Origin of the sequence: Massilioclostridium coli, from assembly GCF_900095865.1 — a bacterium.
Taxonomy (GTDB): domain Bacteria; phylum Bacillota; class Clostridia; order Oscillospirales; family Ruminococcaceae; genus Massilioclostridium; species Massilioclostridium facile.
In genome coordinates this window covers 23,577-47,032 of sequence record NZ_FMIZ01000005.1, presented here as the reverse complement: position 1 = coordinate 47,032, position 23,456 = coordinate 23,577, and the positions used below count along the sequence as shown (strand labels likewise).

Genomic DNA, 23,456 nt, shown 5'->3' with positions numbered 1-23,456 from the left:
GGGGTTTTTGTAGGAGAATGGCAGATGAAACGCCTACAATTATGAATTTATAATATAAGTATAACATATTCACAATTACAAAGGTGAATAAATGATAAAAAAATAAAAAGGGATTATTGACTTTTTGTACTCTAAATTATGAACTTAATTAACAAAATTAACAAAATATATGTATCGGCGGAATACGCCGAATTTAAGGCATGGAAATTTCGGTTAATGCCCATGAAGTTTCTGCTGAACTCCGTATCCTTGCAATGTCCGATAAGCTGATTACTCCAGCCAATTTTCCCTGGTCTGTTACTGCCAAACGCTTTACTTGTCGCCCTGCCATCGCTTGTAACGCCATATCCAAAGGCTGGTCTGGGGATACAGAAACCATATTTTTACTCATAACCTCTTTCACTTTTGTTTGAGTAATATCCTTTCCTTTTGCCACACAACGGAGAACAATATCCCGGTCAGTAACCACACCTAGTAGCTGTTTTTGTTCCACTACAGGCACAACTCCAATATCGTACTCTTCCATTAAAACTGCTGTATCTGCAATGGTGGTTTCTTCCCCCACTGTAGCAATATGCCGGCTCATAACATCCTTAATTAACATCTTTACTACCTCCCCAATTATGATGTTGGTAGTATGGGAATGATTTCTTTATTTTATACAGCTTTCCGGATATAACAGCTGGTAATTCCGTAACAACGGCTTTGGTCCTCGGAATCCGAACGCCCTTGTTTGAACCAGTTTAGGAATTGTCTCCCATGATACAGAACAAACTGGAGGACGTAAAAATTCTGGTATTGTAGTGGTTTGGATATTCTGGTTATGAGGGCAAACTTTTTGACAAATATCGCATCCCCAAACCAGCCCACAATCCTTTACCAACTGCTGCTCCTGTTCTGTTAAGTCCCGTTTAAGTTGGTTAATATGGGAAGCACATTGTTCCAACCTGATTTTCCCGTGTTGGATTGCTTTCCCTGGACAGGCAGTTTCGCATCTGCCACAACCGCAACAGAAAGCTTTTGATGAAACATCGTATTCTAGCAGCTGGTCGGTTACTATTTCCCCAATAAACTGGTAAGTTCCATATTGTTTGGTAATCAACAAACCATTCTTGCCTTGTTTTCCAAGTCCGGCCTGTAATGCAATGGATACTTCTGGTATCGGAGAATTGTCCACAAAAGGAACAAACTTCCCTCCCACTTGAGAGAGCAGCTCACAGGCCCGACTCAGGTAACTACCAACCACTTTATGATAATCCTCCACCATGGCATACTGAGAAATATTCCCCTGTTCTAATTCAGGAGAATAATAAGGAAATAAACAGACAATTACTGATTTTGCCCCTTCCGGAATTTTAGATTTCGCCCTGCATTGCAACAAAAATTCTTCCGCTGGCATGGGAGCAACTCCAAAAAGGGAAATTCCCGCCTGGTTTAGCCGTTCCGCTAATTCTTTCCGTTGCATCCTACTCAATGATACCCCGTTCTAATAAAATAGAAAGTTTTAAAATCGCTGCCTGGCTTTTGGAATCCTTAATTTCACCCTTCAACACCAGGTCTACCGCTTGGGCTAAAGGCATTTTTTCTACCTCTAAAAATTCCCCTTCATCCAGCTGCTGCTGACGGAAATGCAGCCCTGTCGCCACATACATCGAGATAATTTCATCGCAATAGCCAGGAGAAGGATAGAGTTTTCCTAAATCATAATAATGGTCCGCTACAATTCCTGTTTCTTCCAGTAATTCCCGCTTTCCAGCTTCCAAAGAATTTTCATTGCCTTTGTCCAATTTCCCCGCAGGTAACTCTACAACAACTTCCTGGTAAGGATAACGAAACTGACGCACCAGGTAAATACAACGGTCATCGCTCAAGGCAGCTACACATACTCCACCGGGATGCCGCACTACCTCACGGGCACTTACTGTTCCATTCTCCAATTCTACTTTATCGTTAATTACGGTAATGATTCTTCCTTCGTAAATCGTTGTTCCATCCAAACGTTTTTCGGTCAATTTCATTTTGGGATTCTCCTTTCTGGCTTCATAATACCAGTAATTTCTATTTTATCTAATCTAAGAAAAAGCTGTTTCTTTTATTATCACATAAACAGAAAAATTTTTCAATATATATGGAATAACCTAAACACGAAGGAGTAATGATATGGACCAGTTTTATCAAAATCCGCCTACTTATGAGCTGCTTTGCGACAAAGTACAACAGATGAAAAATACCTATCCCCACATGCGAAATTTCTCAATTGGAAAATCCGTCCTTGGTAGAAAAATTTTTGCTTTAGGGATTGGTAATTTAAAAAACGCCACTTTATTTGTTGCCGCCATCCACGCACAGGAATGGCTAACCTGTATGTTAGTAACACACTTCCTGGAAGATTTGTGTTACCATGAACAAAATCAAAAACCCTTATTCGATACCAATTTAACGGATATGTTTGCCGAGAGAGGGCTAATTGTAGTACCAATGGCAAATCCAGATGGAGTAGAGATTGCATTGAATGGTGCAGCTTCCGCCAAACATCTTCGCCGTCAGGTAGACCGGATGTTAACAGCCAGTACACGTTCCTGGCAGGCTAATGCCCGAGGAATCGACCTAAATCATAATTTTAATGCTGGTTTCCAGGAATTAAAAGCTATGGAGCGCGCTGCTGGAATCACACGCCCCTGTGAACGTCAATTTGGGGGATATACTCCACAGTCGGAACCAGAAACAAGGGCATTAGTCCACCTATGTCTAGGGCTAAATATAAAAAAACTATTGGCATTCCATTCCCAAGGAGAAGAAATCTACTATAGTTATGGCCCGAACACCCCTAAAAACGCAAAAATGATTGCAGATGCCTTGAAAGCCAGTTCTGGATACCAAGTAATGAATCCAACTGGCCTTGCCTCTCACGGAGGGTTAAAGGATTGGTTTATCAACCACACCCATAGGAATGGGTTTACCATTGAAATTGGAAAAGGAGAAAACCCTCTTCCTATTTCAGACCTACCTGGAATCTATCACAAACTACGTGAAATGATGTTTATTAGCCTTTTAATTTGATTCATTTTACAAAATAGACTGAAAATAATTTTTGTTGTGTACTACCATGGGATGGTGGGATTTCAAGCGTTCTGTTACTTGATGATACTGGTAGGCGGTCTGATGTTCCCCTATCCTATCATAGCAAACACATAACTGGATATTGGGGATAAAGTCATAACAATCCGGTAGGATAAAACCACCTTTCGAGTCCCCTTTATCGCACTGCAATGCCGCTTGATACCAATAAATTGCCTGTTGATACCGCTCTTCTCGCAAAAAACAGGCTCCAATTTCACAACAAATTTCAGCCCTTGGCCGATCAAAAATAAAACTGTAAAATAAGGATTCCAATGCTTTTTGTTTCTGTCCCAATCGTTGATAACATTGGGATAAATCCAAACAAGCATTGATATTGTTTTCTACCCAGCCCTTTCCAGAATCTAAAAAGTTGCGGAATACCAATATAGCCTCCTTGTCACGATGATGGTTCATCAGTTCTCTGGCATAGTAAAATTGCTGTCTTGGGTCCAATTCAGTATTTTTCTTTATTTTTTCTAAAATGCGTAGATTGCGGTCAGGGTCACTGGGATGAAGTTTTTGATGAGTGATTGCAATATCAGTATGGAGGATATTCCCTGATGGTGTGATTGCTTCATGGACGGCACCCTTCCATTGGTAACCCTTTTCCCGTTTTACAAGTCGTTCTCTCTCGTATGAGAAACTGGGATTCCCTTCCTTATCAAAGGCTACATGGTATTGCATCATAACCATATCAACTTCCGGGGAAAGGGTTTGTTTTAACTGGAGCAGTTTTTCTGCATCCTGTTCTAATACAACGTCATCCGCATCCAACCAGAATAAATAGTCTTTTGTCCCTTTGGAAAAGGCAAAATTCCTGGCTGCCGCAAAATCATCCTGCCATATATAATCATATACTTGGTCGGTATACCGCATCGCAATTTGCTTTGTATTGTCCGTAGATCCAGTGTCCACAATAACAATCTCATCTACAATATCTTTTATGTGGTCCAAACACCTAGCTAAAACATCCTGTTCATCCTTTACAATCATACATAAACTGATCTTGACCATATCATTTCCCCCATTTATTTCATTACTCTATATTACGTAATGAGGAAAAAACAGGTTCCTATCAAAAGAAGATTCTATCAGATTACCCAGATATTCTATCATACTTCTATACCGGAAAATATTATTCTAGAAACAATGCTTTCTTGTTTCTATGAGATGAGAAAAATAATGATGAAAAATACATTTATATGATATTTTCCTATTTTCGATGATTTAATTTTTCAGTAAAACCTCCAAAAAAGCAAAAAACTCCAGTTGGAAAACAACTGGAGTTTTTTCTGTTATAAGAAAAATTTACTGATATATCCTTGTACAAAAATAACCAGTACAATCAACGGGAGGACAAATGTAATATATTTTCTTGTCCATTTTGGGAATTTGATTCCTTTGCCAGTATTGGCTTCTTCGATAAAATTGTCCCATCCCCAACCATAGCGGGTAACACAAAACAAAAGGTATACCAAGGAACCCAATGGCAACAGGTTGCTGCTGACAATAAAATCTTCCAAATCCATAATCGTACTGCCAGCACCAAACGGTTGTATCCCACTTAGCACACTAAATCCTAAAACGCAAGGTAAAGAAAGGATAATCACCAACACAATATTGATTAAAACCGCTTTTTTACGGGACCATCCCCATTTATCCATGCAGGAGGAAATGATATTCTCAAATACTGCAATTACGGTAGACAACGCCGCAAATGCCATAAAGATAAAGAATAAACTCCCCCAAATGCGGCCTCCTTGCATTTCATTAAAAATATTTGGCAGGGTCTGGAAGATCAGTCCAGGTCCACTTCCTGGTTCCACACCAAAGGAGAAACAAGCAGGAAAAATGATCAAACCGGACATTACCGCTACAAAGGTATCCAATACTGTAATGCTAATAGCATCCCCAGTCAAGCGGCGTTCTTTTCCAATATAACTTCCAAAAATCGCTAGCGATCCAATTCCAATACTTAATGTGAAGAATGCTTGGCTCATCGCCGCAAAAATGGTATCCGCTAACCCTGCTTCCATCATCCTTCCAAAGTCAGGCAACAAATAAAATTTTAATCCCTCTGATGCATTTGGCAAAGTTAAAGAACGGATTACCAAAACAATAATAAGAAATAGCAGGCAAAGCATCATGACTTTTGTGATTTTTTCTACCCCATTTTTTAGCCCTAAAGAACAAATCCCAAAGCCAATGAACACTACCAATACCATACATATCAGCATTAGCCATGGCTGTGCTGTCACTTCTCCATAAACCCCTTCTATTTGTGAGGTCGTCATCCCTACAAAATCTCCTTTTGCTGTTTTGGCAAAATACAACAGCATTAGGCCTGCAATTGTAGTATAAAACATCATTAAAATATAGTTACCTGCCAAGGCGACATATCCAAATAAATGCCATTTTTGTCCTTTTCTCTCCAACACCTCAAAAGACCGAATAGGACTCTTTTGGCTGGCACGGCCAACCGAAAATTCCATTACTACAATAGGTAATCCCAATATAATTAAAAACACAATATAAAGCAGCACAAACGCTGCACCGCCATATTGCCCCGTAATATATGGGAACCTCCATACATTACCCAAACCAATTGCGCAGCCGGCTGAAATTAACAAAAATCCCAGCCTGGATGAAAATTTTTCTCTTTCCAACCATCTTCCACCTTTCCTGTTATTCTTTTGTCCATTCCTTGCAACCTTTTCGTCCCCATTTCATAGGATAATGGGATGGAAGAAAAAGGAGGAATGGCATGGAACAATTCTTTTCTATTATCGTTCTTTGTTTTTCCGCAAATATTGATACACTTATTTTATCTGCCACCACTGCCGCGGCAAACAAAAAATTTACCATACAGCATATTCTATGTATTGCAGTAATTTCTACTTTTGGAACATGGGCATCTCTTATAGTGGGAAGCTTATTTTCCGGCTTGCTCTCCACATGGCTTCCGGATAAAATTGGCGCAGCATTACTGGTACTGATTGGGATATGGATGCTGATGGACTCGATTTTGCATACCAACCAACCCCAACAAACAACAGAGATATCATTTCAATCCTCTATTTTTTTAGCAATTGCGTTAACTATAAATAATGCTGGCATTGGATTTGCAGCAGGGGTTGCCGGATTATCCATCGTTATAGCTACCACGGTAACCTTTATTATCACAATTCTATGCTTTATTCTGGGAAATTTCCTAGGAAAACACATTGCCCAAAAGTTACTTGGTAAATATTCTTCTATTTTGTCCGCCCTAGTTTTAATAGGGATTGGTTGCTATGAACTAATTGTTTCCTTTCTTTAAGGAAACATAGAAACCACAAAATAAGTGGACTCCCTATTTGCCAAAAACAAAAAATAAAATAGACATTTCCTAATACTTATGATGTTGCTTCAACTATCTTAACCCTAAAAAGGACAGTATCTTATCATTGGTTAAGATAAAGCCTTATCATTACAACTAATTCGTTCTGAATCAAACACAATTCATAAAGAAAAGCAAAATAAATCATTTTATCTTAATAAAATTATTATACCACATTTGCTAGGAAAGAAAAAGGGGTTATATTTTATAAATAATATAACGAAACCCTATAAAAATCACAAAATCCCACTGCGAATACAGTGGGATTTTGCCTATTTAAAATAATAGAAAATTAGCCGCCAATCTGGCACTCTAAAGCAGTATTATTTCTTACAGTATTTAAAAGTTCTTCTAACGCCTCATTGTTCTGAGGATCAATATTGCTTAACTCATACTTACGTCCAAGTCCTGCATATTTATCTTCCCCTAAGCGATGGTAAGGAAGTAGGTGGATTCGTTTTACTCCAGGCAGCTGCTCCGCAAATTTTGCAATTTGATAAATCTCACGAGGGGTGTGGTTGAACTCCGGAACAACTGGAACACGAATCACCAAATTAGCACCTGATTCCGCAATTTTTTTTGCGTTTTCCAAAATCAGCCGATTGGATTGTCCAGTAAATGCCTTGTGTTTTTCATCATCCACATGTTTGATGTCCATTAAAACCACATCCAGCCAGGGCAGCAGCTTTTGGATATTACTAAATGGCGCAAAACCCGTTGTTTCAATTGCAGTGTTAATACATTGTTCTTTGCAAGCACGCAGGATTGCCGCAGCAAAATCTGATTGGAACAGGCATTCTCCACCAGAAAGGGTTACCCCTCCGCCGGAACGCCAATAATAAGTTAAGTCTTTACGAACTTCATTTAATACTTCTTGAACGGTAACGTCCCGCCCCATTGTCTTTGGTACACCATTTACCACCATCTTTTGAATCTCATATTGCTGAGATTCTGGATTGCAACACCATTTGCAGCGCAATGGGCAACCCTTTAAAAAGATAATGGTACGGATACCCGGGCCATCATGTACAGAGAACCGCTGTACGTCAAAAATACGCCCTGTTTCTTCTAAATAACTGTGATCCATATTTCCTCCAACAGGCAAACTGCCCGGTTGTCTGATCAAATACGGGCCTACCTTTTGTTTTCTATTTTATTGGAAAACGTGTTCTGTACGTTTAATAATATCATCCTGCAAGGACTTGGATAATGTGGTAAACAACGCACTGTATCCTGCTACACGTACGACCAGACCTTTATAATTCTCTGGATGTTTCTGGGCGTCTATCAAAGTTTCCCTGCTGACAACATTAAACTGTACGTGCATACCTTTTTGGTCAAAGTAAGCACGGATTAAAGACGCAAAGTTCGCCAATCCCTGTGTACCAGACAATGCAGATGGATGGAACTTCTGGTTAAACAGTGTTCCGTTGGATGCAATAAAGTGATCCAAACGGGATACCGAGTTACAAGCAGCCGTTGGTCCATGTACATCTTTTCCGGATACTGGGGATACACCGTCTGCAACTGGAGTTCCAGCTAAACGGCCATCCGGTGTAGCACCTGTTTGCGCACCTAAAGGAACGTTAGCAGATACTGGATACAAACCAGCTTGGAAAATACCGCCGCGTGGGTTATGGTACTGCTCTAATGGTTTTGTATAAGTGTAAGCAACATCACGCGCAAACCGGTCTACTTCTTCAATATCGTTACCGAACTTCGGTAATTCATCAATCCAGTTTAATAACTGGTTGTATTTTGCTTGTTTTTCTGGGGAACAAGCTTGGGATTTTACCTGGTTATAAACAGCAGCAATCTGTTCATTGCTAACATTTTTTCCAACAGCAGCTAACTGTTTTACAATTTCAGCGGTAATCTGGGTTGCTTTTTCATCCGACATACCATGTCCAAAGTTGTCATCCAAAGCTTGTTTGTATTCTGCCATGGTCAATTTATGCTGTTCAAATACCAAAGTTTTGATTGCCCAAAGTGCGTCTGTCATGTTGGCAATCCCAAAGCCCTGCGGGCCGGTAAAGTTGTAGATTGCTCCACCTTCCTGCACACTCTTACCTCGTCCAATACAATCCTCAATCATAGAGGAAAGGAATGGTAATGGACAGCGTTCTGCATGGGCAACATCAATTGCATTATCTGCGTTTACTAACAAACTGATTAAATATTCTGTTTGTTTTTTATACGCATTGTAGAACTCGTCAAATGTTTTCATCTGTGTAACATCGCCAGTATCAATCCCAACCATTACGCCGTTATCCATACCACGGGAGAATACCAGTTCCAAAGGGCGGAGCATGTTATAGAACGCAGCATCATGCCATCCCTCAGTTTTTCCAGATTTTTGTGGTTCTACACAACCGATGATATTGTAATCACGGGCATCCTGTAATGTCAAACCACGGCTTTCCAGAGATGGAATAATCACTTCGTCGTTATAATAAGCTGGTAAGCCAATCCCTGTTCTGGTCAGTTCTGCACATTTAATCAGCAATTCGTTTGGGGTACCATTCCAAACACGGCAGGACAAGGATGGCTGTGGCAGAAATACGTGCATAGAAGCTTCCACACACATAAAGGACAGGTCGTTAGTAACGTCCATACCGTTTTCATCCTGACCGCCAACACAAAGGTTCTGGAACAAACTATATCCAGCAAACCCTTCTGCAGAGGCAGCATCTCTCGCTTTGTTCAGGTCATTTAATTTAATCCAGATACAATCCAACAGTTCCTGAGCGGATTCGTGGGTGATTTTACCTTCTTTTAAATCCTTTTCAAAATAAGGGTACATATATTGGTCAAAACGGCCTGGGGAAATTGAGTGGCCGCTGGATTCCAACTGTAGCAACTGCTGTACAAACCAGAAGGACTGGCAAGCTTCATAGAAATTGCGGGCAGGTTTACCTGGAACCTGGGCACAGTTGCGGGAAATTTTAAACAGCTCTGTTTTACGGGTTGGGTCCGTACATTCTTCTGCCTGTGCTGCCGCCAGTTCAGAATAACGGTGTGCATAACCAATGACTGCTTCACAGCTTTCAATGACTGCTTCTAAAAAGTGGCTGCGTCTTGCAAAATCCGCATCCCCTGGATTACATTTTGCCAAAGCAGCTTTTGCTTCTTCTATAATCCCTTCAAACCCAACTTGCAGGATTTTACCATAACATACGGTAACATGCCCTACCCCATTGTAGAAATAGTTTCCTGGAGTAAAAATATTATGCTCGATTGCTGTCAATGTTTCTGGAGTCATATAAGAAGTAGCCAAATCGCTGGTTGTTTTGCCTTCCCAATACTGGAACGCTTTTGCCAAACGTTGTTTGGTATCTTCGGAAATATAAAATGGATCCGCTTCACGGGTTTCCATGGTATCAAATTCATCCGCTACCCACTGGAAAGAGAACTCCGGAAAAGCCTGGCTACTACGTGGTGCAACCGTATTGCTTCCAACAATCAGTTCATGATCACGGATCACAATTGGAATATGCTTTAAAATATGGGCGAACGCTTTTGCGCGGCGTGTAATAATTGGTAAGCCTTCTGTCTGTTGGTAAGACTCGGTGAGCAGCTCCGCACGGTCCGCTTCCATTTGAGGCATCTTAGCAAACAGATCCTCTTTTAATTTTCCAATTCTAGGGCTAACTGGAATGGAACGGGTGTAATATTCTTTCATTTGTCATTCTCCTTGTCGGTGACACGATTCTTTTAGAATGAACGCTGGATTAAACTTTTTACCAGCAAAAACAAATTGAGAAAATTTTCTTTTTTCTCTTACAAAAAATCAAACAACATCAATATGATAAAACGAAAATAATTCTTGGTTACAGCCCTTATACGCTTTTGGTTGCGCCTCCAAAAGCGCATGAACAAGCTGTTTTCTCCGCTATACAGCAGATTTTCACCAGATTATAACGATCTTTTGCGACACTGGAATTCCAGTGCGCTAAGAATATACTGATACAGTATTTATTATAACTTTTTTACACATAAAAGTCAATGAAAGATGATGTTTCTATTCCGGTATAATAAATAGATGGTACAACGATATTCAGCAAAAAAACAGCGGATTGAAGTGACCGTGGTAAACTGTCCTCCCTTCATAAAACAGCAGAAAGAAATTTATTAAAAATAAAACAATATAGGCTATTCTAAATCATGCTGCAACCATAAATATGTTCCATTAAATTTCCTATATGACAAAAATTTCTTCCTACAAAATGAGAAAGCATTCTTACTGTTGCCATCACGCCAAATTCATCTTAAATATTGGGTTGTAAACGTCCAACTAAATTTGATCAAAACCTATAAACATAAATTTTATAAGGAAGATTTATTATCGTATATGAAACCCACTCTCTGTTTGCGTGGATATTTCATGAATTTCCATCTGCTCCACCACAATAAATTGGTTTCCTCGGCGGATTTCCTTTAATACAGCGTCTACATTGGATTCTTCCCCTTGCAGTTCACACAATACGCTTCCATCCCATTGATTTTGCACCCAGCCAGTACATTGATTCACTGCTGCTCTAGTATTGATGAACCATCTCAACCCAACTCCTTGAACCCAGCCTGTAAGGCGTATTTGATACCGTAACATTTTTTCACTCCTTTTTCTTGACAAGCCTGTAGATCCGCATTATAATGATTGCGACCGCAAACTACTAACTTTTTCATAGAAAGCGAGGTAACCCATGCGGGAACTCATTAAATGGCTCTCCATTGCCGACCGATTTACAAGGCTAAGCTTAGACAAAAATCTAGCCAATTTAAACATTAATAACAGCCAGTATTTCTACATTCTTAAAATATGTGAAAACCCAGGGATTACCCAAGATAAACTACAATCTTTTATCCATGTTAATCCAAGCAATATTACCCGTGCCCTGAACCAACTAGAAAAAACCGGGTTTTTATTGCGTTTCCCAAACGAGCAAGACAAACGGACATTCCACTTGTTTCCTACAGAACAGGCAAAAAAGGCGTATTCAGCTATTCTAGAAGCAATCCAACAAAGCTGTGAATCCCTTACTTATGGGTTTACAGAACAGGAAAAACAGCAATTCTTATTTCTCTTAAAAAAGTCTGCATCTAATATTTTAGCTTTAGAAAACGCAAAACGATTTCCATAACACATAACATAAAACCGGTGTATTCCAATACACCGGTTTTTCTTACCATATTAATCTGTTAATCCCGTAGTGGAATACCTTTGGCATCCGCTGGAATGGACCCTGTCAGAATCATAATTCCTTCTACCAGACCCCAAATCCACATACCAAAAATCATCAAGCCGCCAATCATTACACATGCCAGGAATATTCCCAAAATGCTTACTACTAACTGAATTACTGCTTTTCCAATAAAGCCTAAATAAAAATTATGGACTCCGAACAATCCCAGAAAAATCCCCAGCAAACCTGCTGTTAATTTGGATTTTGCTTGGCTTACACCACCATAGTTTCCACCTTGTTGGGCAGCTCCACAGTGGGTACAGATGGCAGCCATTGGATCAACCTGATTACCACAGTTGGCACAGAACTGGTTCCCTACCCCAACAGCTACACCACAGTTTACACAAACCGCTGCGCCAGGATTAAGTGGTCTACCACAGTTTTTACAATAAAGTGGACCTTGATAAGCCTGCTGTTGTGGCATTTGTTGGTTATAAGTAACTTGCGCTGTATATGTACCATAGCCTGCGTTTGGGCTGTATTGTTGTTGTGGCATTTGAGCAGTATCCTGTGGTTGTACTTGTGGCTGATTTGTTGGGTCGTTGGATGCCGCAGCCATCGGGGCACCACATTGTGGACAGTATGCAACATCATTTTCAGTTACAAAATTACAATTAGGACAAATCATGATAAAACCTCCATTTGCTTTTTTCAAGCAAAATAATCTGATATTCTTATCATACAATATTTTTATGCAATAGTCCACAAGAAAATTTCATTATTTTCAAAATATTCTTATCTTATTGTTGAAAAGCGATGGTAGTTTATAAACTTTTTATAAGGAATAGTTGTATTTCTCATTGCGTTGACAGGTTTTTTATTTTGCAGTATGATTAAGAAAAAGGAAGGATGTGTAAGCCATGCTTTGTACTTATGCGAAATGTTTGGTAAAGCCACAAAATATACAGGCTTTCCTCACACTAGCAAATACCTTAGTTGACGCCAGCCGTCTGGAACCGGGCAATGTTTCCTACGAGCTGTGCCAAGCCCCAGAGCCGGATAACTATTTTGCTTTTGTGGAAAAATGGAAGGACCAGCAGGCGGTTGCCCTGCATTTAAACAGTGAACATTTTAATGTGTTGATCCAGCGGATTTCACCATTGTTAGAAAGTGAAATGGAGATTACCACTATGGAAGTGATTCTGTAACCACTTTTCCCCCTTTGCAGTTGGAATAATGCCCATCCTATTTGAGATAGGATGGGCATTATTCTATGATATGGTCAAGATAAAGGAAAGATAATTGCTATTTTTTTCGTTTCCCTGCCAAAACAGCGGTTGCTACTGCCACTGCCAGTACCGCACCTACCGCAGCCACAGTGTTATCCCCTGTACGCGGAGTAGTGTATCCAGTTTGTGTAACTGCTTCGGAGGAAGATTCGGATAAATTCTGCCCTCCAGACTGTTCTTCGGTAGATCCATCGGTAGAAATTGTTGAGGTAGTGTCCTGACCGATTAAGACCAGGCTATCAAGAACGGTTTGGAGCGCTACTGCCTGTTGGTCTACAGCGGACTGGTCATCAATCGAAAGTGTAGTATCCTCTAAAACAGCTTTGGCCTCTGCTAGGCTGGCATTTAGCACTGCCACGCTTTCAGCTGTATACAGATTTGCGTCTATGCTATCCCCCTGCTGAACTAGGGATTCAAGAATGGATTTATCCGCTTTATACCGTAAATCCATAGTGGATTGAATCAAGGCGTCGTAAGCGGGTTCAACCGTATCCGCCATTGCATTTTCATCCGCAATAACATCTGCCGTGTTTTCCAATGCGGTTAAAAATGCCTGTTTTGCATCCCCATCCGCATAAAGATCTAAATCCAACCCGTTCGCATAGGTATAAAATGTTTTTAACAGCGTTTTATCCCCTTTTACAAATCCCAGTTTATGGATTTCTTCCAACAAAGTAACCCATGCTTGGTCAATTTCTTCCTGGCTTGCAAACTGGTCGGTCTGGACAGTTTTAGCGGCTTCCAGAGCCTGATGGAAGGACTGCTGCACCATTGGAATGACATCATCAAAAGAAGAAGATGTTTGTTGCGCTTCCGCATAAGTGATCACTTGATCTAGTACTGTTGTATTGGTGCTAAAAATCGACTGGTATCCAGGAATATTTTCTACTGCCAATTGGTCATACATTTTGGCGAACAACAATGGATTGAAGTTCGTAATTTGAAACCCACATCCACTAAGATCCATCTTGGCAATTTCAAGCCCCTCTGGGCTGGTGCCACGTTCATCAAACCCTTCGGATTCGGAACCAGTCCCGTTTAAATCGATAGCGGAACCTGTTTCCGGGTCAAATCCAGTGCGTCCATTTTCGTTATGGTATTTGGTAACAATCATACTGGTGCTTGCAAATTCCCCACCGGAATAGCTTCCGGTTTCTTCATTGTAGATGCCATCTGGACCTAACAGGTTACAAGTGATCGCCGCCATACCATCACGGTCGGTATAAGATCCAATCCTAGTTTCACGATACCATGGGTTTCCTGTAGTTGCGGTTGGATGGATTAACATTGTGCATCCCATAGCAGCATAATAGCGGCCTAATTCTGGGTAGAAATGTCCATCCCGGCAGATATCAACACCAATTTTACCCCATTGTGTATCCAACATATAAGGGGTATCCCCACAAACAGACCAATAAGACTCTACCCCTGCGCGATGCATTTTCTGATAGGAATCCACTGTGCCATCCGGTTTACAAATCGCAGCTGAGTTATAAACTTTTTCCACCATTTCACCTTTTAACGCTTCGTACATTGGGGTATCCATCTTTTGCGGCATACCAAAAACGATATACATATTATACTTTTTGGCATATTCCGCAATGATGTTGGTAGAAGGGCCCGGTATTGTTTCCGCCAGTGCGACCTGCATATATTGGTCGCCTTCAATGCCATCCGTTTCCGGATCTTCACAGCTATAGCCGGTAAGCACGGTTTCAGGGAATACGAGGATGTCAACATCATTTTGTGCCGCTTGTTCAATATAGCCGACCATCATCTGAATATTCGCATCCTTGTCCCCCCATGTTGCGGACACATTGGCCACAGCAGCTATAGGACCGTCAGTTACATCAGAAGAATACCGTAATGTCTCCCCGGAAGCCTGTTTGTCAGCAAGCTCTTTATACCATTTTGCATAATAATCGGGATGGAAATCCGAGCTGACTTTACAGGTAGAGCTTGGCATACCACTTAAATCAATCGCCTGGGAGTTGGAGAGCATCCCTTCGGTTGCAGTAATGATATCATCATCCCCAGTTGTCCCCGCATAATATACAGGTCCGCTAAACCGGCTTGCTAAAATAACACTGCCCCCTGGGAAATTGTACGTAGAAGACCCATCCTGTTTGATTGGACCATCCCCACCTACCAGGTTTGCGCTGGCAACCAGAATGCCTTCCCTAGATGTTATGCTTTCCAGGCGGTTTTTATAATACCATTCCCAGCCCTGGTCATCCCGAATATTATCACCATCTACATCGGTATAGGAACGGGAGGTAGCAGTCGGGTTTAACACAATACTACATCCTTGCGCAGCGTAATACCGTTCCAACTCCGGTGTAGCATAGGTATCATAGCAGATACTAATGCCTACTTTCCCCCACTGTGTGTTCACCATAACAGGAGTATCGCCCGGTGTACACCAGCTTCCTTCTACTGGGGTTATTTTCTGGTAGGCAGTTACTGTACCATCCGGAGAACAGGCAAACTCAGAGTTATAAGCGTGTTCCTTATCCCCCGATATTTGCTCAGATGTGCCGAAAAATACCCACATATCATATTGGTCTGCATAGGAGGCAATTTCCTGGGTAATCGGACTGGTTGTTGTTTCTGCCTCGTTTACTGCCATCTGATAAATTTCCGAATTTGGATCGCTAGAGGAAGCATAACCAGTCAAGCACATCTCAGGGAACAAAATCATTTGCACTCCTTGCTCGTCCGCCTGTTTCATATAAGAAAGTATGCTTTCCTTATTTGCCTCCTTGTCTCCCCACACAGGAGAAAAATTGACAACCGCCAGTTCCCCGGGCTGGATTGTTTTTGTAGCGCTTTGCCCGCTAGTAGCAGCTGTTGTAGTAACAAATGAGCTAACCGCAAGGGTAACAGCCACGGTGATTGCCAGAATACGAGAGCTTAATTTTGATTTCATAACTACACTCCTCTTTCATTTTTTAAACAAAACAAAAAAGGCAAAGACACCATCTGTAATGGCGCCTTTGCCTTTTCTCAATTGTTTCGTTGGCTTTATTATATACCCAGCATTTTTTTAAATCAACCCATCTAATTCAATTTCCTCAATTTAATTAAAATATATTATTAAAAAAGGATAATTTTTATAAAATATTTAACAAATAAAAACATCCTACTAAAAGTTGTATCAGATTTATAAAGGCTATTCCAAAAAAGCAAAACCAGAGCATAAACATGATTCATTTCCTTATAAAACAGATTAATTTGATTGTTGCATCCACGAATAATGGTTTTTACATATTATTGTAACTGCGCACCATAAAAAGCCCAATGTCAAAATCCAACGATCTACTAAATTAAACGGAAATACTATAAATAATGAAAAAATAATTACCCAGATCCAAACTATCATTCCAAGAATACACGCAACAGGAAAATACAAAAAAATATCATTCAACTGTTTTCCAAAGCACAAAAAACTCGCCATTCCATAACTAATTCCGAACAAAATAATAAATAGGATCATTTTTATCAGACCAGATTGGCTTTCCATTAGGGAAGTTGTTGCTATCAAAAAGCCAATAATGCTCAACAATACTCCAACCATTATTCGAGTAATTCCTTTTAGTACCTTCATTTTCCTCACCTTTTGTATCTGTCCAATATTATCACAATAATAGCATATACTATAGTTTATATAATTTAAAATAATTATATCACGTTGATGAAAGAAAATCAATCTTTCATAATAAACTTTGGTGATATGTATGAATAATAATTATAGTATAGGAATACGCCTTCGTGAATTAAGGCGCTCCAAAGGACTTTCCCAAGAACAGTTGGCCTTGAGGGCTGATATTACAACTGCTTATTTGGGCCAAGTGGAACGAAATGAAAAAAACCCTACTGTTGTTATCATGGAGAAGTTATGCAATGCTTTAGAAATTTCTCTTTCCGATTTTTTTAGCAATCAGCCATTGAAACAAAACGAAACCGACGTTGTAACTGGACAAATTTTGTATGAACTAAAAAACACCACAGAATTGGAAAAAATTGAGATACTTCACATTATTCAACATGCGTTAAAATTAAAGAGTATAAAATAAAATCCTGATAGATTTTTGTTCTATCAGGATTTTATTTTCTATAACATATTTTTTTTATGCAGGATAACCGCCACAATAATGACAAGTAAAATAGAGATACAAATGGGGAACCAGAATACCGGCAGCGGAAGGAACGATACATTCATTCCATAAAAACTACTAACCAGTGTTGGTATCGCCATTAAAATGGTAATAGAAGTAAGTACCTTCATCACAATATTCAGGTTGTTGGAAATGATGGACGCATAGGCATCCATGGTTCCACCCATAATGTCCCGGTAGATGGTACACATTTCAATTGCCTGCTTTACTTCCAGCAATACATCTTCCAACAGATCTTTATCATCGTCATATAATTTCAACAAACGACCACGGAAAATCTTTTGGAGCGTCACCTCATTCGCCTTTAAAGAAGTGGAAAAATAAACTAAGCTCTTTTCAATGGTCATCATGCGGAACAATTCTTTATTCTTCATGGATTTATGCAATTGCTGCTCCGCGAAATCGGTAATTTTGTCAATCTGTTTTAGGTAAGCCAGATAAGTTTGAGAAATCCGGTAAAAAATTTGAAAAATTAATCGAGTCCGATACTGAGTATAGGTATTGCGAATTAATCCATTGGTAAAATCTCGAATAATAGGAGAATCCTTAATACAAACCGTAATCAAGGTTTTTCCTTTCATAATAATCGCCAAAGGCAAGGTGCAAAATTCAATATTTCCCTTTTCATCACTGGTTCTATCGGGAATGTCGATGATAATGGCGGTCTGGTCATCCTCTGTATCAATATGAGGGGTTTCTTCCTCGTCCAACGCAGAACTAAAAAAAGTAGGTTCTACCCCTAATTCTTTAATAATAAAGTTGCGTTCCTCTGTAGTAGGAGCAACCATATTAATCCAAGTATAGTCTTCTAGCTGGCTAATGGGAGTAATGTGGCCATCCAGTGTTTTATAGAATTCCATCATCGTAGAACTCCTCCTTTCTTATTTAGCCACATGGTTCACATATGGCTATTATCGTATTTACAATTCGCTTTCGTCCGACATCGTCAGCCATATATGTACTCCTTTCTTTTATTTTACGCAAACTTATTTTTGGGCAATAAAAAAGCCGTTTTGCACACGACAAAACAGCTACACCCACTGTTCGCCGAGTTTTGGCTCTCCAGGGCATAGATAGAAAACACTATCAGCTGTGTTAGACAAAACCTTAACTCGGTAGTGCCAGCTGACCCGTTGGCGTCTCTCGACATTTCCGGGCAACAGCCATATCCGTGGAGTAACCTCACCTAACGGTGTATAATTTTATTATAAAACGATACCTATATTATGTCAAGAAAAAGAATACTTGAAACGGAGGAAATTAACGCATAATACGTTTATCCTCTTTTATAAGCAATGTTTTTATGAAATTTTTCTATTATCCGATAGACAGCTAATAAAACTTTTCGTAACTTATTACGGTATATATTTAAAAAATATATACCGTAATACTGCAAAAGTTATTTTCTCACGATTCTTGGTGCATCTGTTAATCTTTCTGCTCCATTCTCCGTAATTAAATATCCATCTTCCATTCTCATACCATTGATTTCCGCTTCATATAATGGAATATCAACTGATATCACCATATCTTTTTGAATAACTGTTTTACTGGATGGTCCTAGAATTGGAGCTTCAAATTCGATAACACCTACACTATGTAGGCCAGAATACATAAAATTCTTTTCATATCCTGCCTCTTTCATCACATAACGCCCCATTGCCTCTACTTCGCTGCCTATATTTCCAATCTTTAAATTCTCAGAACAAACTTGTTGCGCCTTTTCCATAGCTAATACAGCTTTCCATTCTTGTTCATTGGGAGTACCAAGAAATACCGGCCTACCACAAGCTCCATGATATCCTTCATATCTTGGTGCTAATGTAACTACTACTACATCATTTTTCTGGATTACTCTATCTGTTGTACGGGAAATAATATGGCGGGTGTTTGGTCCAGATGAAACCATAGTATCGATTCCAAACCCTTCCGCGCCATTTTTACGCATGATATATTCCGCTTCTGCTGCAACCTCACGTTCTGTAACTCCAGGCCTAATCGCATCAATTGCTGTTTTCATACCCAGGTTTACAATTTCGTAAGCTCTACGAATAACCGCAATTTCTGCTTGTGATTTAATACCACGTAATACATTGATCTGTTGGTCCACATCAACAAATTCAATTTCAGGGCAAGCTTTTACAATCGATTCATATAACTGGGCTCCCATGTATATCTTTCCTGCAATACCAATTTTTTTGACATCATATTGCACTCTATTCTTTAACATTTCTACAAACGGTTTAATTACAGAAAATGGATAATCCTCATCTTCTGCTGACATTTCTTGAAGGACGGTTACATCCTGAATGATTCCCACCTGTTGAGCGTATCCATCTGTTTCCGGTCCTGTTAAAACAATTGGATCCTTTCCTCGAACAAACATAAGAATTACTGGCTCAAAATGTGTTGGTAGGTTAGAATAATATCTTGCATAAGCATTTCCATAAGTAGCTCTATCATCGCTATAAGTCAAAACAACATCTAACTCATTTTCATTCATCATTTCTTGGACTTTTTGCCAACGGTCTTGATATTCTTCTTTTGGAATTTTTATTAAATTCATTATAATTCCCCTTATTATTTTATTATACAGTTTAATATGGTAAATTTGGATAAAAACTAATATATTTACCTGAATAAATCATATATTACCATCAAGCCTATAAATTTGTCAATTAAATTCTAAAACAGGCAAATAATATTCATAATAAGCTATACTACTAGATTATATTAAAAGAGATATACAGTTTCTTTTTTCCAATAACGACTAATGTTCTGTTCTTTTTGTATAATATGAATCCTCATTACACGTTTCTTTGATCAACCTTATTAGAACTCATCTATAGCCAAAAGTTTACTAATAAGAAAAACCCTTTTGCTAATAATGAAGCAAAAGGGTTTTTCAATTAAAGATGCCGATTATTTCGATTTTGGAAATTTCTCCGGTTCCGCTGGTTCGGTTTTACAGGATACAACGGTTTTTGGCGGTTATTCTTGGAATAGTTACCCTGTTTGGAAGACTCCTCTGTATATTTTTTAGCGGAAGTCATTCTACCACAAATCCGGCATTGCTGCATGGATTGGATCACCTGTTCTGAAATACTCTCTGGAATAGATACAATGGTTTGATAGTCTTGTACATCAATCTTTCCAATTTCACTCCCTGGAAAGCCGGTGTGTTCTGTCAATGCCCCTAGAATATGGTTGGCTGCTACATGATTAATCTTGCCTGCATTTAACACAATCTTGGTATATGGCTCTTTGGTAATCCTCACTTTTGGAGTACGGTTTATCTCTTTTATCTGGCTAGCTGGAACCAATTCTGTTTTGCCAAAATGTAGTTCCAGCGCAGCTGCTGCAAGCTGCATAGGGTCATATCCCTGGCGCACCAACTGCTCTACTGTGGAACGGCATGCTAAGTCAGGTTTATCCCCGTTTAAAACAGACAAAACTTCCTTGGTATACTTTTCTTCTGCCTGCTCCAATGTCCATCCACGGACAGGAAGTTTACACCGGTTTAGTTTCGATTTTGTCATACGGGCAATCTGGTATAAATCATCCACCTGGCTTTTGCCACAACAAAGAGTAACTGCAATCCCCTCTTTTCCAGCTCTGCCAGTACGGCCAATCCGATGGACATAGTATTCTGGATTTTGTGGGATATCATAGTTAAATACATAGTCCACATTATTTACATCAATTCCACGGGCTGCCACATCAGTTGCTACCAACAGGTTTAAGCGCCCTGTTTTAAAGCCATTCATAACACGGGTCCGCTGGGATTGGTCCATATCCCCATGTAATCCATCCACATAAAAACCTGCCATTGCCAAAGCATCTGCCAGCTGTTCCACCATTTTTTTGGTGTTACAGAAAATAATCGCCAAAGAAGGGTCATAAGTTTCCAGCAAAATCTCCAGTGCTTCCAATTTTTTGTCCTGTTGTACTTCATAATAACGTTGAGAAATGGCGTCTAGCGTTACTTTTTTGCTGTTGATCTGGATCATTTTAGGATTTTTTTGATATTGTTTGGTCAACGCCAAAATAGCTGGGGGCATAGTTGCGGAAAACAGCACTGTTTGGCGATTTTCTGGGGATTGTTTTAGAATAGTTTCGATGTCATCACGGAATCCCATGCTGAGCATCTCATCCGCTTCATCCAAAACAACCATTTTTAACTGGTCCAGCCTCAAAGTGCGGCGGCGAAGATGGTCCATAATTCTGCCCGGTGTCCCCACTACAATCGAAGCACGTTTTAATTTTAAAATTTGGCGTTCCATTGAGGAACCGCCATATACTTCCGCAATTTTTACCCCTTCTTTATAACGGGCAACTTTTCGCAGTTCATCCGCAGCCTGCATTGCCAATTCCCGGGTAGGGCATACCACCAACACCTGTACTTTACCCGCACGTTGAGAATCCAAATCTGTTTCAATCATTTCCACTGCTGGGATCCCAAACGCAACGGTTTTTCCCGTTCCAGTCTGGGAACGTCCAATTACATCTTTTCCCTGCAAAATAAGCGGAATCGTCTGCGCCTGGATATCCGTTGGCGTAGAAAACCCCATTGCGTAAGCAGCTCGTTCCAATGATGGCGAAAGGTTTAATTCTGAAAATGAGAGTTTTGGGTTCATTCTAGTCCTCTTTCTAATTCCAGTAATTGCTGGAACATAATTGTAATCGTCTTTATCAAAATACATCAAACACCCTATTTTAAATACAAAAGCTACGGCAAAAGTGCAAGAATGCTTTTGTCATGTTACGTGTTGTACATAGAAAAACAACGAGGAAGAGCCTTCCTCGTTGTCAGCAAATCATATAAATAAGTATAGCATATTTTGTGAAGATTGTCAAACAAGGATTTATTTTTCAAAAGTATATGCAAACCCCCATTGTTTACGGCAGGTATCCATAATTTCCATAACAGCCTGGGTATGTTCCAATGGAATCCAAGGGGATTCCTTTAATCCCGCCTGTAAGCATCGGGTTGCCTCCATGCCTTCATATTCGTAGCCGTTTTTCTCAAATGGATAGTGGACCTGTTGGATTATTTCATTGTTTAAATCCCGCAATTGGGCAGATTCCGCACATAAGAAGTTATGGTCAATGGTAATCTTCCCTTTTGTGCCTACAATAACGGCAGGATTTTGCTGATGCACATTAAATCCACTGGAAATTGCCGCGTAGCTTCCGTTTTCATATTTTAAAATAATGGAATTATTAATATCCACACCAGTATGGGCAAAATCCGCAGTGGATAAAATCTCTGTTGGATGATGTCCCAATAAGGAACAAGCATATGTAATGGGGTATACTCCTAAATCCAACAACGCACCTCCGCCAATTTCATAGTTATACAACCGGTGAGGTGGATTTGCTTTCCCCGGAGTAAAAAAGTCCGCTTTAAAGAAACGAACTTCCCCAATCCTTCCTTGGCCTACCCAATCCATGACAGTACGGTAAACCGGAGTACATTTGGTCCACATGGCTTCCATCAAAAATAAATTGTGTTCCCTGGCATAGGTAATTTGTTCTTTGGTGTCCTTGGCATTCATGGAAAACGGCTTTTCGCATACCACGTTTTTTCCAGCCCGCAGCGCCAACATAGTATATTCATGGTGCCACCTACTTGGAACGCCTACATAAATAACATCTATATCTGGGTCGTTCACTAACTCCTCGTAACTGCCATAACGCCGCTCGATTCCAAAACGGTCCCCAAATTGCTCCGCTTTTTCCTGGGAACGGGAACCAATTGCTAAAATATTCGCATTGCTAACTGTTTGCAGCCCAGTACAAAACCAGGAGGAAATCCTGCCTGCTGCTAAAATACCCCAATTAATTTTTTTCATTATTGATCAACCACCTTTTTCTGTTGCTTATTTTTTGTTTTAACTTCAGTTCCATATACTCTTTTGCGCCATAATAAAGGAAAACCACCAAAACTTCATTTCACACATGAACGGAAAAGGCAAGTTTCCATAATGGTAGATGAAACTTTTCCCACGCTTACACAAACAAAGTATCCTCTGATACAAAAACGGACATAGTAGATACCAGCATAAATGATAACAGCGATTCCCACAGATAATACCATCAATAAGATTACTCCCGCCACAATATTCATCCTAGTTTACCCCTGATTTCACTCGATTCCTTGTACAATTTTCACAATGTCCTACTGGCCTATTCCGATAGATAACATGCCATTTTTATGTATTCTGTTGCTACAAACCTCAACCATGTTAGAACTACTAGAATATTAATTTTATTATACTGGTAAAATTGGTATTTATCAACAAAT

Annotated in this window: 21 protein-coding genes and 1 riboswitch; of the genes, 5 read left to right on the top strand and 16 right to left on the bottom strand. The window is 39.8% G+C overall.

The window, feature by feature from the left end:
* Positions 1-193: 193 nt before the first annotated feature.
* Genes BQ2683_RS00725 through BQ2683_RS00715 form a run of 3 tightly spaced genes read right to left on the bottom strand, consistent with a single transcriptional unit; the run spans position 194 to position 2,018 of the window.
* The gene (locus BQ2683_RS00725; protein ID WP_069986831.1) at positions 194-604 is read right to left on the bottom strand and encodes a CBS domain-containing protein; all 411 of its coding nucleotides are present in this window, start codon (positions 602-604) and stop codon (positions 194-196) included.
* A gap of 48 nt (positions 605-652) precedes the next feature.
* Complete coding sequence (locus tag BQ2683_RS00720) at positions 653-1,465, bottom strand: epoxyqueuosine reductase (RefSeq protein WP_069986830.1); 813 nt, start codon at positions 1,463-1,465, stop codon at positions 653-655.
* Between the two features lies 1 nt (position 1,466).
* The gene (locus BQ2683_RS00715; protein ID WP_069986829.1) at positions 1,467-2,018 is read right to left on the bottom strand and encodes an NUDIX domain-containing protein; all 552 of its coding nucleotides are present in this window, start codon (positions 2,016-2,018) and stop codon (positions 1,467-1,469) included.
* Between the two features lie 142 nt (positions 2,019-2,160).
* Between BQ2683_RS00715 and BQ2683_RS00710 the strand changes: the two genes are divergently transcribed.
* Complete coding sequence (locus BQ2683_RS00710) at positions 2,161-3,060, top strand: M14 family zinc carboxypeptidase (protein WP_069986828.1); 900 nt, start codon at positions 2,161-2,163, stop codon at positions 3,058-3,060.
* Positions 3,061-3,066: 6 nt separating this feature from the next.
* On the opposite strand, the gene BQ2683_RS00705 is transcribed toward BQ2683_RS00710, so the two are convergent.
* Positions 3,067-4,134, bottom strand: a complete 1,068-nt coding sequence (locus tag BQ2683_RS00705; RefSeq protein ID WP_069986827.1) for a tetratricopeptide repeat-containing glycosyltransferase family 2 protein — start codon at positions 4,132-4,134, stop codon at positions 3,067-3,069.
* A 281-nt stretch (positions 4,135-4,415) separates the two neighbouring features.
* Positions 4,416-5,786 (bottom strand): sodium-dependent transporter, encoded by a 1,371-nt coding sequence (locus BQ2683_RS00700; protein WP_069986826.1) that lies wholly within the window; start codon positions 5,784-5,786, stop codon positions 4,416-4,418.
* Between the two features lie 98 nt (positions 5,787-5,884).
* On the opposite strand from BQ2683_RS00700, the gene BQ2683_RS00695 reads away from it, so the two are divergent.
* Positions 5,885-6,439 (top strand): manganese efflux pump MntP, encoded by a 555-nt coding sequence (locus BQ2683_RS00695; protein ID WP_069986825.1) that lies wholly within the window; start codon positions 5,885-5,887, stop codon positions 6,437-6,439.
* Positions 6,440-6,791: 352 nt separating this feature from the next.
* On the opposite strand, the gene BQ2683_RS00690 is transcribed toward BQ2683_RS00695, so the two are convergent.
* The 3 genes from BQ2683_RS00690 to BQ2683_RS00680 form a co-directional block, all read right to left on the bottom strand.
* Positions 6,792-7,586: a glycyl-radical enzyme activating protein gene (locus tag BQ2683_RS00690; RefSeq protein ID WP_069986824.1), complete on the bottom strand. Its 795-nt coding sequence runs from the start codon at positions 7,584-7,586 to the stop codon at positions 6,792-6,794.
* A gap of 66 nt (positions 7,587-7,652) precedes the next feature.
* Positions 7,653-10,181: a glycyl radical protein gene (locus tag BQ2683_RS00685; protein ID WP_069986823.1), complete on the bottom strand. Its 2,529-nt coding sequence runs from the start codon at positions 10,179-10,181 to the stop codon at positions 7,653-7,655.
* Between the two features lie 660 nt (positions 10,182-10,841).
* Positions 10,842-11,108: an acylphosphatase gene (locus tag BQ2683_RS00680; RefSeq protein WP_069986822.1), complete on the bottom strand. Its 267-nt coding sequence runs from the start codon at positions 11,106-11,108 to the stop codon at positions 10,842-10,844.
* A 94-nt stretch (positions 11,109-11,202) separates the two neighbouring features.
* On the opposite strand from BQ2683_RS00680, the gene BQ2683_RS00675 reads away from it, so the two are divergent.
* The gene (locus BQ2683_RS00675; protein ID WP_069986821.1) at positions 11,203-11,640 is read left to right on the top strand and encodes a MarR family transcriptional regulator; all 438 of its coding nucleotides are present in this window, start codon (positions 11,203-11,205) and stop codon (positions 11,638-11,640) included.
* Between the two features lie 58 nt (positions 11,641-11,698).
* Here the strand turns inward: BQ2683_RS00675 and BQ2683_RS00670 are convergent, their stop codons facing one another.
* On the bottom strand, positions 11,699-12,370 hold the full coding sequence (locus BQ2683_RS00670) for a double zinc ribbon domain-containing protein (protein WP_076939098.1): 672 nt from the start codon (positions 12,368-12,370) through the stop codon (positions 11,699-11,701).
* 232 nt (positions 12,371-12,602) lie between these two features.
* On the opposite strand from BQ2683_RS00670, the gene BQ2683_RS00665 reads away from it, so the two are divergent.
* A complete protein-coding gene (locus BQ2683_RS00665; protein ID WP_069986820.1) occupies positions 12,603-12,890 on the top strand; it encodes a putative quinol monooxygenase in 288 nt (95 codons plus the stop codon).
* A gap of 97 nt (positions 12,891-12,987) precedes the next feature.
* Here the strand turns inward: BQ2683_RS00665 and BQ2683_RS00660 are convergent, their stop codons facing one another.
* Together BQ2683_RS00660 and BQ2683_RS00655 are read right to left on the bottom strand one after the other, a co-directional pair.
* The gene (locus tag BQ2683_RS00660) at positions 12,988-15,900 is read right to left on the bottom strand and encodes a nitrilase-related carbon-nitrogen hydrolase (protein ID WP_069986819.1); all 2,913 of its coding nucleotides are present in this window, start codon (positions 15,898-15,900) and stop codon (positions 12,988-12,990) included.
* A gap of 300 nt (positions 15,901-16,200) precedes the next feature.
* Positions 16,201-16,578 (bottom strand): hypothetical protein, encoded by a 378-nt coding sequence (locus tag BQ2683_RS00655; RefSeq protein WP_141720159.1) that lies wholly within the window; start codon positions 16,576-16,578, stop codon positions 16,201-16,203.
* A 130-nt stretch (positions 16,579-16,708) separates the two neighbouring features.
* On the opposite strand from BQ2683_RS00655, the gene BQ2683_RS00650 reads away from it, so the two are divergent.
* On the top strand, positions 16,709-17,047 hold the full coding sequence (locus BQ2683_RS00650) for a helix-turn-helix domain-containing protein (RefSeq protein ID WP_069986817.1): 339 nt from the start codon (positions 16,709-16,711) through the stop codon (positions 17,045-17,047).
* A gap of 38 nt (positions 17,048-17,085) precedes the next feature.
* On the opposite strand, the gene BQ2683_RS00645 is transcribed toward BQ2683_RS00650, so the two are convergent.
* The 5 genes from BQ2683_RS00645 to BQ2683_RS00625 all read right to left on the bottom strand — a co-directional run bounded on the left by BQ2683_RS00645 (position 17,086) and on the right by BQ2683_RS00625 (position 23,279).
* Complete coding sequence (locus BQ2683_RS00645) at positions 17,086-18,012, bottom strand: magnesium transporter CorA family protein (protein ID WP_069986816.1); 927 nt, start codon at positions 18,010-18,012, stop codon at positions 17,086-17,088.
* A gap of 169 nt (positions 18,013-18,181) precedes the next feature.
* A riboswitch (M-box (ykoK) riboswitch) is annotated at positions 18,182-18,350 on the bottom strand.
* A 198-nt stretch (positions 18,351-18,548) separates the two neighbouring features.
* Entirely contained in the window at positions 18,549-19,715 is a 1,167-nt protein-coding gene (locus BQ2683_RS00640) for a M24 family metallopeptidase (RefSeq protein ID WP_069986815.1), read from the bottom strand.
* A gap of 343 nt (positions 19,716-20,058) precedes the next feature.
* The gene (locus BQ2683_RS00635; protein ID WP_069986814.1) at positions 20,059-21,786 is read right to left on the bottom strand and encodes a DEAD/DEAH box helicase; all 1,728 of its coding nucleotides are present in this window, start codon (positions 21,784-21,786) and stop codon (positions 20,059-20,061) included.
* 228 nt (positions 21,787-22,014) lie between these two features.
* Positions 22,015-23,004: a Gfo/Idh/MocA family protein gene (locus BQ2683_RS00630; protein WP_069986813.1), complete on the bottom strand. Its 990-nt coding sequence runs from the start codon at positions 23,002-23,004 to the stop codon at positions 22,015-22,017.
* Between the two features lie 95 nt (positions 23,005-23,099).
* Positions 23,100-23,279, bottom strand: coding sequence for a hypothetical protein (locus BQ2683_RS00625; protein ID WP_069986812.1), 180 nt, complete (start codon positions 23,277-23,279; stop codon positions 23,100-23,102).
* Positions 23,280-23,456: the final 177 nt, after the last annotated feature.